The 15,254-nt window shown below is 40.6% G+C and carries 18 protein-coding genes; 5 read left to right on the plus strand and 13 right to left on the minus strand.

Going from position 1 to position 15,254, the window contains the following annotated elements:
- Positions 1–30 precede the first annotated feature (30 nt).
- The 3 genes from L1611_RS03660 to trmB form a co-directional block, all read right to left on the minus strand.
- Positions 31–600 carry a hypothetical protein gene (locus L1611_RS03660; protein ID WP_236311728.1) on the minus strand — a complete coding sequence of 190 codons (570 nt, stop codon included), beginning with the start codon at positions 598–600 and terminating at the stop codon, positions 31–33.
- Between the two features lie 159 nt (positions 601–759).
- A complete protein-coding gene (locus tag L1611_RS03665; RefSeq protein ID WP_236311729.1) occupies positions 760–1,602 on the minus strand; it encodes a YtnP family quorum-quenching lactonase in 843 nt (280 codons plus the stop codon).
- Between the two features lie 75 nt (positions 1,603–1,677).
- Positions 1,678–2,322 carry a tRNA (guanosine(46)-N7)-methyltransferase TrmB gene (trmB, locus tag L1611_RS03670; protein WP_236311730.1) on the minus strand — a complete coding sequence of 215 codons (645 nt, stop codon included), beginning with the start codon at positions 2,320–2,322 and terminating at the stop codon, positions 1,678–1,680.
- Positions 2,323–2,618: 296 nt separating this feature from the next.
- Here trmB and L1611_RS03675 point away from each other — a divergent pair, with 296 nt between their 5' ends.
- The 3 genes from L1611_RS03675 to L1611_RS03680 all read left to right on the plus strand — a co-directional run bounded on the left by L1611_RS03675 (position 2,619) and on the right by L1611_RS03680 (position 3,493).
- Positions 2,619–2,798 (plus strand): hypothetical protein, encoded by a 180-nt coding sequence (locus L1611_RS03675; protein WP_236311731.1) that lies wholly within the window; start codon positions 2,619–2,621, stop codon positions 2,796–2,798.
- A gap of 268 nt (positions 2,799–3,066) precedes the next feature.
- Positions 3,067–3,153, plus strand: a complete 87-nt coding sequence (gene cydS, locus L1611_RS20890; protein ID WP_407681701.1) for a cytochrome bd oxidase small subunit CydS family protein — start codon at positions 3,067–3,069, stop codon at positions 3,151–3,153.
- 64 nt (positions 3,154–3,217) lie between these two features.
- Positions 3,218–3,493 (plus strand): YtzH-like family protein, encoded by a 276-nt coding sequence (locus L1611_RS03680; protein WP_236311732.1) that lies wholly within the window; start codon positions 3,218–3,220, stop codon positions 3,491–3,493.
- A 344-nt stretch (positions 3,494–3,837) separates the two neighbouring features.
- Here L1611_RS03680 and L1611_RS03685 read toward each other — a convergent pair whose 3' ends face one another.
- The 6 genes from L1611_RS03685 to thpR form a co-directional block, all read right to left on the minus strand.
- Entirely contained in the window at positions 3,838–4,626 is a 789-nt protein-coding gene (locus L1611_RS03685) for a phosphotransferase family protein (protein WP_236311733.1), read from the minus strand.
- 406 nt (positions 4,627–5,032) lie between these two features.
- Entirely contained in the window at positions 5,033–5,965 is a 933-nt protein-coding gene (locus L1611_RS03690; protein ID WP_236311735.1) for a diacylglycerol/lipid kinase family protein, read from the minus strand.
- 172 nt (positions 5,966–6,137) lie between these two features.
- The gene (locus L1611_RS03695; protein WP_236311736.1) at positions 6,138–7,052 is read right to left on the minus strand and encodes an NERD domain-containing protein; all 915 of its coding nucleotides are present in this window, start codon (positions 7,050–7,052) and stop codon (positions 6,138–6,140) included.
- Positions 7,053–7,069: 17 nt separating this feature from the next.
- The gene (locus tag L1611_RS03700) at positions 7,070–7,756 is read right to left on the minus strand and encodes an LrgB family protein (RefSeq protein WP_236311738.1); all 687 of its coding nucleotides are present in this window, start codon (positions 7,754–7,756) and stop codon (positions 7,070–7,072) included.
- Positions 7,746–8,120 carry a CidA/LrgA family protein gene (locus L1611_RS03705; RefSeq protein WP_236312029.1) on the minus strand — a complete coding sequence of 125 codons (375 nt, stop codon included), beginning with the start codon at positions 8,118–8,120 and terminating at the stop codon, positions 7,746–7,748. Before L1611_RS03705 ends, L1611_RS03700 begins: the two co-directional genes overlap by 11 nt.
- Positions 8,121–8,130: 10 nt before the next feature.
- A complete protein-coding gene (thpR, locus tag L1611_RS03710; protein WP_236311739.1) occupies positions 8,131–8,688 on the minus strand; it encodes an RNA 2',3'-cyclic phosphodiesterase in 558 nt (185 codons plus the stop codon).
- Positions 8,689–8,843: 155 nt separating this feature from the next.
- Here thpR and cysK point away from each other — a divergent pair, with 155 nt between their 5' ends.
- Positions 8,844–9,779 (plus strand): cysteine synthase A, encoded by a 936-nt coding sequence (gene cysK / locus L1611_RS03715; protein WP_236311741.1) that lies wholly within the window; start codon positions 8,844–8,846, stop codon positions 9,777–9,779.
- Positions 9,780–9,934: 155 nt separating this feature from the next.
- Here the strand turns inward: cysK and L1611_RS03720 are convergent, their stop codons facing one another.
- The 3 genes from L1611_RS03720 to L1611_RS03730 all read right to left on the minus strand — a co-directional run bounded on the left by L1611_RS03720 (position 9,935) and on the right by L1611_RS03730 (position 13,784).
- The gene (locus tag L1611_RS03720; protein ID WP_236311743.1) at positions 9,935–11,101 is read right to left on the minus strand and encodes an MFS transporter; all 1,167 of its coding nucleotides are present in this window, start codon (positions 11,099–11,101) and stop codon (positions 9,935–9,937) included.
- Between the two features lie 246 nt (positions 11,102–11,347).
- The gene (pepV, locus tag L1611_RS03725) at positions 11,348–12,751 is read right to left on the minus strand and encodes a dipeptidase PepV (protein WP_236311745.1); all 1,404 of its coding nucleotides are present in this window, start codon (positions 12,749–12,751) and stop codon (positions 11,348–11,350) included.
- A 19-nt stretch (positions 12,752–12,770) separates the two neighbouring features.
- Positions 12,771–13,784, minus strand: coding sequence for a potassium channel family protein (locus tag L1611_RS03730; protein ID WP_236311747.1), 1,014 nt, complete (start codon positions 13,782–13,784; stop codon positions 12,771–12,773).
- Between the two features lie 336 nt (positions 13,785–14,120).
- Here L1611_RS03730 and L1611_RS03735 point away from each other — a divergent pair, with 336 nt between their 5' ends.
- Entirely contained in the window at positions 14,121–14,339 is a 219-nt protein-coding gene (locus L1611_RS03735) for a DeoR family transcriptional regulator (RefSeq protein WP_225064288.1), read from the plus strand.
- A gap of 253 nt (positions 14,340–14,592) precedes the next feature.
- Here L1611_RS03735 and L1611_RS03740 read toward each other — a convergent pair whose 3' ends face one another.
- Entirely contained in the window at positions 14,593–15,225 is a 633-nt protein-coding gene (locus tag L1611_RS03740; RefSeq protein WP_236311748.1) for a PRC-barrel domain-containing protein, read from the minus strand.
- Positions 15,226–15,254 lie beyond the last annotated feature (29 nt).

The raw sequence follows: 15,254 nt of genomic DNA on the forward strand, positions 1-15,254 counted from the left end.
CTCAAACGTGGAGTCAGCCCCATTTTTAGATTAATTGAATGTGTGCTTTTGCCCGTATAGGTTGTTTTCAACCATGAAACGTGAAGATGAATACACCTGGTTCCCCCATACGAACATCAAATATACCGGAATAAGCAGGATAAGTGCATGTAATGACATGATCCATCCTAAGTTCATCTTCTTGCCAAGGTGATCGAATTGCTCTTTGTAATTTGTCAATGTGTCATTTTGGAACGCACCAATTTCAGTAGCGGTCAACATTTTCCCATTTGTTGCATCGAAGTAGACAGTTTCTTTTCGATCAAAAGTGAAGATGTTGTCACGCACAGTTTGGAATTCAGCAAGAGCCGCATACACCGTAATCGGACCTTGAGCTTCTTCTCCTTCTGCAGCTTCAGGATTCACTTCTACCTTAGTAACATGAGATAACTCTTTAAGACTACCGTTATTGAAATCATAATATTCATCCTGCAAAAAGTCTTTCGTAGCCTTCTGCATTTCTTCTGGTGCTTTTGCTCCGTTTTCAGCAGCTAATACGCCAGTTCCCCCAAATACTAAAAGCGTTAAAGCCATCATAGCGGCCGTAAGTTGCTTAAGCATATCTATCATTCCCTCCTAAACGTCTGTTATAAGCCAATTAATATATTACACTATCATTACTTCAAAAATCTATGTTAATTGTAACAGGTTTCTGTAAAAAATGTGACGTTTTTCAACAACCATTTTCTTACAAACCTTGTAAATGTGACAATTTATTGATTATTTGTTTCGTTTAACAGAGTCCACGATTTCACCTTCATCATTGAACTTCACCGCACGATATATGGCATCATGATAAAATGTGAACCATGCATTCTCTGACATCCCTTTACCGATCCATTCCTGTTTTTGGCCGATAGAGGTCATCGGGTAGTCATCATAGGCTAAAACCCAAAGAGGATTCTTATGGGCATGGGTCGGCATTAAGTCCGCCATGTGAAATAGCTTATCTTTTCCTTGTTCAAAGTATAGTATGGAGTGTCCGTCACTATGGCCTCCTGTATGGATCATATGGAGGCCAGGCAGGACCTCGAACCGGTCTTTATAAGACTTGACCTGATCCTTAATTCCCTTCCAGTTCATTTCCCAATATGTATTTTTTGAGCGGATATTCGGGTTCCTCATTTCATTCCACTCTGTCTCTGAAGTATAGATCGTTGCGTTTTTAAAAGTAGAAACAAGTCGGTCACCTTCTGCTTTTGTCAGACCACAGGCATGATCGAAATGCATATGCGTCATGAGAACAAAATCAATATCATCTGTGGTAAGATTAAGCTCTGCTAACTCCCTATCAATGTTCGATTCTTCATTGACGCCATAATTTCTTTTCTGTTTATCAGAAAGTTTGTCGTTCCCCAGCCCAGATTCGATCAAGATATTTTTCCCCTCATATTGAAAGAAAATCGGGTCTGTCCGAAGCTCAACCTGATTCTTTTCATTAACCGGATACCTCTTGCTCCATAACGATTTCGGAACAACACCAAACATTGCTCCGCCATCCATATTTGTTACACCGCCATTCAACCAGTGTAAGTTTACTTCCCCAAATTGCAGCGTTTCCATGTTTGTTCACTCCTCTTACTCAATCTACTATTCATTGTAGCATACCAACGCTTTAGAAGAAGTCGTTTAAAATCGCTATTTCGTACGATAAACAGCTTCACATCGATAAATCCGGTTACCCATTGCAGAAAATTTCTCTTCATACTCAGTCATCACATTTCCCTCAAATTCACTTTGATGTAAATCCAGACTCATATTGTTTAAGATCATTCCATATTTGGAAAAGCTATGAAGAGAGTATTCGAACAATTCTTGGTTATCGGTTTTCAGATGGATTTCTCCGCCAGGAATCAGAACTTTCTCATATGCTTTCAAAAATGATTCATACGTCAATCGCCGTTTTTCATGGCGGTTTTTCGGCCATGGATCTGAAAAGTTCAAATAGATACGATGGACTTCCCCAGCGTCAAAATAATGAATAAGGTCCATAGCATTTACATTCATCATACGGGCATTTTTCTGCCCTGATTCTTTTATTTTATCAATCGCCGATACGACGATGCTTTTCTGTCTTTCTATCCCGATAAAATTTGCGCTCTCGTGGCGTTTAGCCATTTCGGTAATGAATTGTCCTTTTCCAGTCCCAACTTCAATACAGATCGGATGATCGTTGTTGAAAAGTTCATTCCATTTCCCTTTCCAATTTTCCGGATCAGGCACGACGATTTGTGGATTGTCGTCCATTTTATATTGTGCCCATGGTTTATTTCTTAGACGCATACGTTCAAACCCTTTCTGATTACGTTTATCCTCGGATATTTTACCATGAAAGGCGTCAAAAAATGAAATTCGTATGATTAAATGTAACGTGTATTTTATATAAAGGAGAATCGGTGAGTATTTTGGAGTAATTTTTATCATCGTAGACGTAAATGACAACGACATAGTGAGAGCGTATCATATCCTTCCATATACCAATTATAGCCATTAGGGAAGTAAACGCTTTCAAAGGTAACATTATAAACGTTATATTATTGGAACGTAAAAAAACACTACAGGAGTGGTTTAACGAATTCATGTCTATTTTAAAAAAGACCTTGTCGAAGACAGCAGAAGTAACAGTATTGACGATGTTCAGTGGATTATTTGCAGGTTATGCATTAGCTGTTTATCCATTTGAACTTATCGCACAAAAACAAACGATCCGTGCACAAAAAGTTAAAATCAAGTACGCTTCTTCTCAGTACTCATCATAAATGTAAGGCTTCGTCCAATTTTAATGTTCATTTTTATGAATATTGTTTTAGAAGCCAATTGAAAGAAAGATCTTGCTCAGGCTAACATGCTGGTCTGATGCAGGATCTTTTTTCTTAGGGACAAATTACATCTATCCAATCGCTAATCCGTATATACCAGTTTTAAGGTAAAGGATTGTTTTGAAGGAATGAAATCAAAACATTATCGCTAATAAGATGAAAAAAACGGTGATACTAAGTACAATGAAAGAAAAAAGGTGAGGATTACATGCAGGATTTTTTAATTTTTTGGGCTCCACCGCTTGTCTTGATCATTGCAATCATCAGTCTTTTCATTTGGGGAGCGAAAAAATAACCGGATAAAAAGCATCCACATTGACACATCCTAAAAGCAAACCGACTTGAAAGGATGCGTAATCATGCCATTACAAGTTAATGATCAAATTTCATTGCTTGCGGATATTTTAAGAAGTCATCAGTTGGATCAGTGTGGTTCAGATTCAGAATGCCAACAGTTGGAGAGGTTGACGAATTCCCTGCTCCAAAATCCCCAGACCCCTTTAGAACTGCGGGACACCTTGATAGCTATCCAGACATACGGACAAAACGGCGGGCAAGCAAAGTCACTTGAACACCATATCATCCAATCAAATGGTGATTTAAACCAATGGATGAGCGTGATCGATCAGATGTAGCTTGGTTCAGATTACTTATAGAAATAAAGAAAAGCGCAAACACCCCGGTCGGCCACGAAGGGCACTGGAAGTCCGACGAGGAGGCTCGAACCAAACAAAGTTCGGTTCTGCGTGGGTAACACTTCGACCTAAATCAATGTGTCGGCCGCCGCTGAAGGTCTGAAGTGATCCAAGTGGTTGGGCGTTGGAGCTAGACATTCCTTCATCGGAATAAAAAGTTTTTCTAATCTTTTAAAGAAAACTCGGGCTTTGCCGAGCCTGTGGCGACGGCTGAGCCTAAGTTGAAATTATACTTTCTTATCGCGCAAAAAAGATGAGCCCTTTCTAAAGGACTCATCTTCTTTTCAGTGATATATTTGTTTATCTAATTGAACAAGGTAATTCATCCAATATTTCGCTTGTTCTTCTTGACCGCGTTCGAAGTGCCAAAAAATCGATTCTATTGTTTGAGCTACTATATACCAATGCATTCTTATTTTTAATGAATGTGTCAGCGGAATGCCATAGGAACGTAACCATTGGTCCCATTCCTCATCAGGGACATACCAATAGAGCAGCATAGCCAGATCCAACGCTGGATCTGCGATCATCGCTCCATCCCAGTCGATCAGGAACAATCTGTTCTCTTCAGAGATAAGCCAATTATTATGATTTACATCACCATGACAAACAACATATTGGTCTGTTTGGACCTCGTGTAAATGCGAAGATAAGTAATCCAGATAAGGCTGAAGCTCTTCCTGGTATTGATGATTTTTATTTGTTTGATGTGATAATTCATCTAACACTGCTTCAGGGGTTAACGGTTGTTTCCCAATTCTGCGTAGCATCGAAAGCAATTCTTGTGAACGATGAATTTTGGAAAGCAGTTTAGCAACTAACTGTTGATTCATCTCTGCAGCTTTAAGCTCTCTACCATTCAACCAGTGCTGGGCAGTTATGACGTCTCCATTTTCTAATCGCTTGGTCCATAAAAGCTTTGGAACGATCCCCTCTGCCGATAATACAGCAAGGAATGGTGACGAGTTTCTTTTTAAGAAGATTTTCTCTTCTCCATATTGTGCGATATAGGCTTCACCGGTTGCACCACCCGCAGGCTTGACCTGCCAGCCGCTTCCTAATATGTGTTTCAATACGTTCACCTTCGATTTCATCATTCTATCTTTATTATCGGCTAAATTAAATCATTTCAAAGTATACAAACACGATAAATCTGTACAGATATAATATTTTAACACATAAATGCCCGTTCAAAAAGACACGAATTAGAAACAAGCAGTTCAAGGCACGACGGTTTTGAGGACTGAAGTGTATCTTTTAATACATGAGGACCGGAAAAACCGAGTAACGCCGAGATGCGCTGTTTATCATTTGATGGCTCTTTTGAACTTCTTATTAAATGCCTGTTCAAAAAGACACGAATTAGAAACATCACCGGTTAACTGCGTCACGTCCTGTGACAACACCGGTACTAGTACGTCCTGTGCGTCAGACATGTGCCGTTTAAATGTCTTTTTAAGTCAGCTACCCCCAACCAGATCACTTGACTAACAAACGTTTGGAATGAATCTTGATATTGACCGGAGTTGAACCGATCAACTCACCATCTGCGTGCATCGTTGCTGGTCTATTTGTATCAACTTCGATCTCCTTCCCTACCAATAACGTAACTTCTTTCAATTTGGTATGTAATCCTAAAAAAACAGTCCCGAATAGAATCAGCAGTTTTCTTCTGGAAAGGTTATGGACAATACATACGTTCAATAGTCCATCGTTGGGTATCGCATCCGGACTGATCTTCATTCCACCACCATAATATTTAATATTGGTCGTAGCAATCAACCAGACATCACTGAATTCATGTTCCTTCCCATCCACCTTTATTTTCAACTGGAATGGCTGGTATGTCATTGCTAATTTCATAACAGTAATGATGTAAGATAAAGATCCCATCCCTATTTTATTTAATATCCCTTTATATTTTGATTCGTTCGTACGCCTCGCTACTTCTCCGTCAAAACCGATTCCGAGTGAGCTTGTAAAAAAACTGGGTTTATGTTTCCGCTTACGAAGCCGATACTCACCTATATCAAATCTTCTAATTCGGCTCTTCTTTGAAGTGATATGAAGAAGAGCTTGTGCTGTTGCCCTGGGAATTTTAAAACCTCTTGCAAAATCGTTACCGGATCCGGCAGAAATAAAAGAGACTGGTATAGCCGGATGATGGCTTAATCCATTGATCACCTCATGCATCGTACCGTCGCCACCAACAGTGACAATCCCCTTCATATGTTCATGATGAATATGGGCCATTTGTTGAGCAATGTCTTTTCCATGCCCTGGTCTTTGGGTAAAAAAGCTTCGGTAGGGTATATTTTGTTCTTGTAAATTACGTTTTACTTTCTCCCAAACCTTTTCCCCTCTACCGTTCCCAGCTTTAGGATTGATGATGAAGATGTAGAACTTTTCCATTTATAAGCCACTCTCTTTCGATGGTCTTATTCTTTTTTCAACAAAATGTTCTGAAATTCCTCTTTATCCGTATATAAATGTCGTCAATGATAACTGTTTGTTTGGATAGTACACATGATTTTCGTACTGTTCTTATCCTACGAAGCGCTCATACGGACATTTAGTCCATCATTCAATCGGAACTTGACTCATCCCACTGATGCTTATCACGATCCCATTCCGGCCTTCTGTAAGCCGAGGTTGCACAATGTGCCAATACGATTTTAGCAGCTTTCAGTTGCTTGAATTTGATTGGACTCAGCTGCCTTTTCAACGCTTTTTTCCACTCACTATAATTAGTCTGATCAACAATTTGGATATAAGATGGTATATTGTCGCGATTCATATATGCATTTTGTGCAAGTATGATATAAGAAATTTTCAGTTCGGTCGTTTTGATATCGGTGACTGATTCTATAAAATAATTCATCCGCTGGACAGCAGAGATTGGATTGATGATTTTCCGTTTCTCTTCATGCCTTTCACATTCCCAGAATCGATTCCGTGATGTATGGACAACCTCACCTTTACTTGTCTCTAATAGAACAATCGCTTTGATCGAATCAGGACCAATCAAAAGCACATCCAATTGGGTCTGGGCTTTTTTCAATTGAATGATAGGTTTGTAGAGCACCAGATAGTTATCCGGCAATTCTTGGACAAGGAAGCGAAGGAATTTGTCCTGTTTAATCGTTGAACTGATTACGGATGTTTCTCTTATTGTGGAACTCGCCCACTTCAATTGAAATTGGAACAGCTCTTCCCGGAAATCTTCTTTCACTTCAGATAAACTTCGGGGATCGATCCTCACCTTTCCGGACTCGATTATTTCATTTTCTGGATTGTCCCGTTTCCTTTTCCACCATTTACTCTTAGTAGGATGCTCTTGTTCAGGGGAATACAAATCTTCCTTCATCTGATCGATTTCCCAATTCACTTTTACCCTATTCCAACGATCGCGTTTCAATCGCGTATATTGTCCTGTATAACGAAAAACATCCTGTTCATACCTTGAAACGCAATCCTCCAATTTGATCAGTTGTGCCAATCTTTATCACCTGCCTTTTAAACCCATGAAGCAATGATTGGGATGATGATGGATGCCACAAGTGCTGAAATGGTCATCGCTACTGAGCTTGTCGCTGCTGCTTGGCTGCCATATTCCAGGGCTTTTGAAGTCCCGATTGCATGTGAAGCAGCCCCCAAACCCAATCCTCGCGACATATCACTCTTTATTTTAAACCATTTGAATAAGTAGGGTGCTGTGATTACACCGCCTATTCCAGCAATCATGGCGAATACGACGACTATTGAAGGCATACCGCCTGAAACTCTTGTTATCTCCATTGCCACAGGAGTCGTAACCGATTTTGGCAACAGAGACAAAATAACATTTTGAGATGTTCCAATCATCTGGGCGAAAAATAACCCTGAAAACACACCTACACAAACTCCTGTAACAATACATAAAAGGAGCGGAAACGTATATTGCATCAACAAGCTACGGTGGATATAAAGCGGATAAGCAAGAGCGACAACTGCTGGTCCTAATAGCTTATCGATCCACACTGCACCTGTCATGTATGTTTCATAAGAAAAATCGAGAATGACCAAAAAACAAATGATAACAGTTACAGCCGTCAAAATAGGTGTCAGAAGAGGATGTCTCCATTTTCTATAGAGTTGGAGGCTCAATAGGTATAAGCCGATTGTTAATGCTGGAAATGAAATTTCTATCAAACTATGTTTCATTTGACCTCTTCCTCAGGCGTTTTGACATAAAAAAGTCCAACAATTTCCCGGAGATGAGCATCACGAGAATTGTACTGACAAGGACTGCCGGGATAAGAAGCAATCCTTTTCCTTTGAAAACATGACTGAATTCCATGACCCCAACCGTCACAGGAATGAAAAAGAGCGTTAGATGAGCAAGCAGGTATCGACTTCCTTCCTGTATCCATCTTAATGGGAGGATCTTTGTCACGAGCAGACAAAAAAGAAGGACCATTCCAATGATACTTCCCGGAATCATAAGATCCAAAGCATTTTGAATCCAGGTTCCCGCTAAATACATAGAATAAAGAACCAGAACTTGTATGATGACAATAGCTACCATTCGTATCACTCTACAAGTCTCCGATCTTGAAGCGTCGGTATGGAACGTACATCGGTTCCTTACCTGGGTGTATTTCATATAAGATGATTTCATTGACTTCCCAGCTGCACCCAGTCAATTCTGTTGGCAAGATGCAGCATTCATTCGAAACACGCTGGGAGTCACCCCCCCACCGTTTTCCAAGCGTAATATGGGGCCGATAAGGCCTTGATTCCACCTCGAAACCGGCTGAGAAGCACCTCTGTTTCGTCCGTTCTTGCAGCTGGTTCAGCTGTTCAGAATGGTCGATCCCTAACCAAAACACACGGGGGGTCTTCGGATTCCCAAAATAACCGACATTATTTAAGGCTAATCGAAAAGAAGGTGTATTGATCTTATCCATTTCTTCAATCAATTGGCCTAACCTTTCATCAGGAGATGCTCCTAGAAATTGAAGCGTAATATGGTAATCACCCAAAACTGTCCATTTCTTAAACGGAAGAAGTGGCTTGACTTCTTCTGCATAGCTGTGGATTTTCGTTTGGATTTCTTCTGGAATCGGTACTGCCAAGAAAGTGTGCCTAGACATTTTGTAACCTCCATATTGAAGTTATCATCAGTCTAACAAAAACAGGTCATGACTGGAATATTAATGGATTTACCTTTAAAAACATTAAATTAGAGTGGTTTACTTGGATTTGTTATAATAAGCTAGAATCTTCAAGTACAAAGGACGTGTTATGATTGCGTGTTGTTAATAGTATAGCTGATTTAATAGGAGATACACCTTTGGTCAAATTGAATCGTCTGCCTGATCCGAACGGGGCAGATGTTTATGTTAAATTGGAAGCATTCAATCCAAGCGGCAGTATTAAGGATCGTGCAGCCTATAACATGCTTACGGAAGCAGAAGACAAGAACCTTTTGAAAGAAGGTTCAACGATCATCGAACCGACCTCTGGAAATACCGGAATCGGGCTTGCGATGAACGCAGCGGCAAAGGGCTATAAAGCGATCATTGTAATGCCGGATACCATGACCCATGAACGAATCAACCTTTTAAAAGCCTATGGAGCAGAAGTTGTTCTTACCCCAGGTGATGATAAAATGCCAGGCGCGATTGCCAAAGCAAAAGAACTTGCAGATGAGATTCCGAACAATTATATGCCGATGCAATTCGAGAACCCTGCGAACCCGGATGCCCATCGCACGACCACAGCAATTGAAATCCTTGAAGCAGTCAAGCAGATCGGGAAGAAATTCTCTACCTTCGTGGCACCGGCGGGAACAGGTGGGACGATAACAGGGACGGGCGAAACGCTGAAAGAACATATACCTGATCTCGAAATCAGAGTCGTAGAACCAGAAGGCTCCCCCGTACTATCGGGCGGTAAGCCAGGCAAGCATAAACTAGTCGGCACAAGCCCCGGCTTCATTCCGCCGATCTTGAACCAAAACGTATACGATGAAATTATACGCATTAAAGATGAAGAGGCAATTGAAACCACTCGAAAACTGGCAAGCGAAGAAGGAATCCTTGTCGGACCCTCCTCAGGTGCTTCGGTATATGCTGGGCTTCAAGCTGCCAAGAAGCTCAGTCCCGAGGAAGTCGTCATCGCCATTACTTGTGACTCGGGTGAACGCTACTTATCAAGCGATATTTTTGATTTCAGTAAATAAGATACGCTAAAGAAAACTCGGGCTTTGCCAAGCTTTAGTACAGGCTGAGCCTTAGTTGCGCTTACATTGAAGAAAGTATTTTATACTTGCTTTAAATGTAAACGAAAAGAGGCGATCCACACTTATGGAACTGCCTCTTATTACATCTTTTTTTGTCAATAGGCTACTTTATGTGGCAAAAGTTTCAAGTTAACGATGAGAAGCAATAAACCAATCGTGGTCATTGTACCGAAGAAAAGATACATCGCAAATAATGAATACGCATCATAAATTATTCCACCGAGGAACGTACTGAACCAGCTGCCGAGTCCATTCCCCATCGAGCTATATAAAGCCACTGCTGTCGCTTTCACATCACTTGGCGCTATTTCACGGACATATTGAAGTGCAGCAGGGATGAATAACCCAATTGAAAAGCCCTGGGCGATGGTCGTTGCATATACTGCAAGAAGACTAGGTTCAATAAAATAATAAAACCATCTAATTGCTGAAATAAGTGATGCAGCTATCAAGATCTTCTCAATCCCGACCTTGCGGATCCAACTGCCCGAGAACTTCATGAACGGAGCCTCACTGCCTGCAGCAAGCAAAAATGCAATTCCTACTCCTGCTAACGTTCCGCCGATCTCTTGAATGTACAGTCCGAAATAAAAATTGTTCGATTGAATGGGACCAAAAACACAGAATGTGGTCAACATAAACAAAACGAACTTTGGTAATTTGAAAAGTGTTACGATTCCGGTACGTAAATCAACCTTTAAAGGATTGCTCTCTTTCGGCATCGCTGACACAAAGATGATACAAATAAATAAGGCCGCTGCAAAACAGTAAAAAATCAAACCCAGTCCTAAGGTTTCTGCAAGATTACCCATAACGTAGACAGCAATGGCAAATCCGAGAGCCCCCCATAGACGTAAGTTTCCATAATCTTTATTTTTGGCCATCACATAGTTCAGAGTGATACTGTCAGAAACAGGTACGATTGCACTCTGGAATGTGGCAAGCATGATGGATATCACAATAAGACTAATATAGCTCTCCATTAGCACGAATGGTATTGCGATCAAACCACTCATCGCCAAAGTAAAAATGAGGACAGCCCTAGGTTTTCGAGTATAATCACATACGATGCCCCATACCGGCTGAGCAATGATCATGACAACTGGGCTGACCGACATGATCGCTCCGATCTGGGTGCCCGTCAACTGGACTTCTTGCTTCAAATAAACACTTAACAGAGGAAAGAAGGTTCCAAAACCGAAAAACATGAAGAAATAAAACAAGCTGAAATTCACAGATGCCTTTTCAAAATGATGTTGCATTATAGCTCTCCTGACTAATTATTCATAATGTATCAACCTCTGTCGATTGTATCGCAACTAATAAAAAAATCAATCAGGAAACTTGCTAAATCCAATCAGAGAGGATCAGCACTTTTCCTAAAAGAAATCTTTAAGACTTTTCATGATTATTTCGACTTACATTGCTAATTTAGATTTTTCAACCATAATGCGACCCTGGAAGAGTCAAACAGAACAATGACAGCTTGTCTTTATCGTATTATTCGTTCACTTGGCCAATTCGTAGATTGCTTGGGCATAGATGGCTGTTGCTCTCAGTAGACTTTTAATATCGGCGTGCTCATCCTTTTGATGGGCAATTTCCGGGTCACCTGGAAATTGAGCACCAAATGCAACACCCGCATCTAGAGAGCGTGCATAAGTCCCTCCCCCGATGGAAATCAAGTACCCTTCATCACCTGTATGTTGTTCGTACACACTCATCAACTTCTTGATCAATTCATGGTCCTTTGGTACGTGATGAGGAGTAAGATGTTCGATTTCATGCAATTCATAACCGAATTTAGCGCCAACTTCTTTTAAAATCGAATTCGTTCGTTTAAATTCATGGGAAACTGGGTAGCGAAGATTCAATCCGAATCGGCCACCTTTATCAGAAGTATAGTTCATGATTCCTGTATTCAATGTCAATGGACCTGTGATATCATCAGAGTCCTTGATGCCCAATTTTACACCTTCTGTATCATCGGTGAGATAATCATTGGCTAAACGTATGAAATCATTAGCCTCTTCATCCATAGAGTATTTTGATAAAAAGGATGCTAAATACAAGCCTGCATTTTTCCCTTTTTCAGGCTTACTTCCATGGTACGATAGTCCCTCAACATTCAGCTTGTATTGTCCATTTTCTTCACTTACGCTGCCATTCAATTCTTTGTCTTTTATAAATGAATGGAACTCTTCTGCAATTGAAGCTAACCGCTGTCCTTCTAAAACGGCTTCGGCAAAATCCGGAACCATGTTCAATCGTCTGCCGGATTCAAAGGAAACAAGATGGACGTCCCCGCCTTCAGACGAACCTTGTTCTTTTCGTTTCCACTCACAATCGAACAGTCCTTTTTCTGCATAGATGATCGGAAAACTGGCATCAGGTGCAAACCCCATTGTCGGCATTTCCTCGTGTTTGAAATAATGCTTTACACAACGCCAATTACTTTCTTCATCTGTTCCGATGATCAACCGTACCCTTCTGTTCAAATCAATGCCTAAATCTTTGATGATTTTCATCGCATAGTAGGCTGCCATTGTTGGGCCTTTATCATCAATCGCCCCTCTTGCAAATATTTTCCCGTCTCTTATTTCTGCTGCAAAAGGATCCGAGCTCCATCCATCTCCTGCCGGAACAACATCAATATGGCAAAGGACTCCGATTAACTCTTTTCCTTTTCCAAACTCTAGATGACCAGCATAACCGTCGAGATTTTTACTCGTAAAACCATCGGATTCCCCTTTTTCCAATAAGTGTGTCAAGGTATGATGGATGCCTTCCCCGAACGGCGCTCCTTCTTTAGCTGTGTCAGGGTCAAGTATACTTTCAAAATGCAGTAAGGTTTGCAAGTCTTTTATAAATTCTTCTTTTCGTTGTTCAACTTCATTTTTCCAATCAATCATGCGTCAGCCCCTCCACTCCTTATGAAGTCTGTATTCTTTCATACGTTTCTCTGTCACAGATGACGAACAACCTGGCATGATTGGGAAGGGCATCATCCATCCTGCGGTTGATATCCATTTTATCCCCATCAGCAATCAAGGTTGCCCCCTCCTTTATCAAATCATCAAAAGCTTGTTTATATGTCTCCCAATGCGGTTTTTTGTCAATTTCATACAAATTATCTCCAATGCCTCGACTCATCAGCTGGCTGTATATTTTGGAGATGCCATTCGTGAGCGCCGCCCGGACAGCGAGTCGAGAAATCGTTTCGTTCGATAAGATGAACTCGTCTACTTTCACATGTCTGAAATTTTGAATATGGCTTTCATTTAAAATTTCTACTGTGCTGTGAATTTCTGGTGAAAGTCTTTCGATCGTTGTTACAATCAACAGTGTTTTTCCATCTGTTAGCAGAGGATCCTTGATGGTCTCGTCTGCAAAAAGCAATACTGACCTGGCACCTGGTAGGTTTGCTTGCAGTAGCACTTCTTCCCTGGTTGCATCCCCTTGTATGTAATGGACGTTTTCATGCAAATAAGGTGTCTTAGGTAATTGATCAATAATGACAACCTCCTTGATCGCTTCTGACTGTAAGATCTCTTCTATCGCAAAGCGTGCCTTTTGCGACCAACCAATAATAACAATATGTCCCTCTTCTTTATAGGCCAACAACCCTTCCTCCTTCCTGCGTCTGATCATTCCGAAGCCATCTACCACTTTTCCGATGACTACCCCGATCAATCCGATTCCGACTATGTAAAGAAATACCGCATAAACCCTGCCACCGACTGAACTTGGATAGAAATCACCATACCCCACAGTCGTTACAGTGGTCATCACCCACCAAAAGGCATCAAATGGATTGGAAAACGTTTCAGGCTCGATCAACCCCATCATCAATGTGCTTCCTAGGATCAAGATAAGGCTTGATAAAAATATGAACCATGTATTCAGTTTGATTACCTTCACCCAAAATCGTTTTATTAAATACACCGGCTTCCTCCTTCCTTTTCGACAATAACATACAAATTTCACATGAACACTTTGAATTATTCACAGAATTATTATACAATATTTCTAACTAGGAGGTGGGGGAAGGCGATTATCCGATATCCACTCGAAAATAAGAAGTACAGTGGAATTAGACGAAGGTCTGGTTTGGAAGGACAGTCAGTCACATCTCTTAATCTTCAGTTTCCTTGGTAAGTGGTATTGTCATGTGTATTTGAACGGTTAATTTTTTGAATATTTCAACAGAACCTTAATATTCATTTAATAATCAGCCTATACACTGTATATGTAAGTGTAAAAAAGGTAAGGAGTGGTTGTTTGAGTCCTTCGACTGAACGTATGTTGAACCGTGTAAAAGCAATTTATATGTTTATTCACGAAAGTGGTACGGTCACAACACAACAGCTTGTCGACGAATTCGGTACGACGCAAAGAACGATTCAGCGAGATTTAAACGTACTAACGTATAATAACCTGGTGTCAAGCCCTACAAGAGGAAAATGGAAAACAACATCTAAAAAAGTGAAATTGGCATAATTGTAATAGAACGGGTCCCCATCAGTTGAGACCCGTTTTTCCTTTATTTTTTTATACGAAATCACGACACGCTTGCAGAAAAAAGACCCAGACGGGATTCCACAGCCAGGAACGGTTAGGGTGCGGATCACCTACGGAAAGAGAGTGAATTTCCTAGAAATCTAACAGAGCTTTATAAAAACAAGGAGAAAACAACAATTTGGATCAAAACCACGTTTGTTTTCCAGAACGGTGTGATTCAGACACTTATGGGTCAGCCAATGATTTCATTCACACTATCTACAAGATAATCTTTGAAGTGGTTCGGTACAATAATTTCTTCTGGTCCCCAATCCATCGTTTCTTTAAGGCGGAGAAACCTGTTTTCCTCAGATACAAGCTTAGCCCAAAACCCATCTGCAAGCGCTAACCCTACGACTCTGCGTGTTTCCCAATCAATCACGATATCGATCACTTTACCTAGTGCCTCATCGTTATTTGTTTTGACCTTTTTTCCGATGATCGCTGAAGTGGCGATTGAATCGACAGGATCATGCAGCTGTTGATCAACCCCACCTACTTTCACATAATGCTCCGTCACCTCTATGACATTGTTGAAAGAGACATACCGTGTTTCTTTGTCGTAACTTTTTAATATGGAATCTTCTCCTGTAATGGGAGGGGTATTCGCAGCAGTCTGCCCACCTGCACTATTGATGACATTATCCATTGATGTATCGATCCTGTTCTGGCCATCGTAGTTTTCAGGGTTCTTCTCGATAAAGAGAAGGTAATCTAAATTGTACGTTTTCTTGTTAAGGAGCAAATCGTCCACTTTTGTTTTTGACTCTTCATTATCAGCCGTAATGATTTTATGATTCAGAATATCTTTACCGAATATAAGCATGTTAATTTCTCCTTTTTTACAAGTATGTT

It is taken from the genome of Pseudalkalibacillus salsuginis (genome assembly GCF_021646685.1).
GTDB classification, from domain to species: Bacteria; Bacillota; Bacilli; order Bacillales; family Fictibacillaceae; genus Pseudalkalibacillus; species Pseudalkalibacillus salsuginis.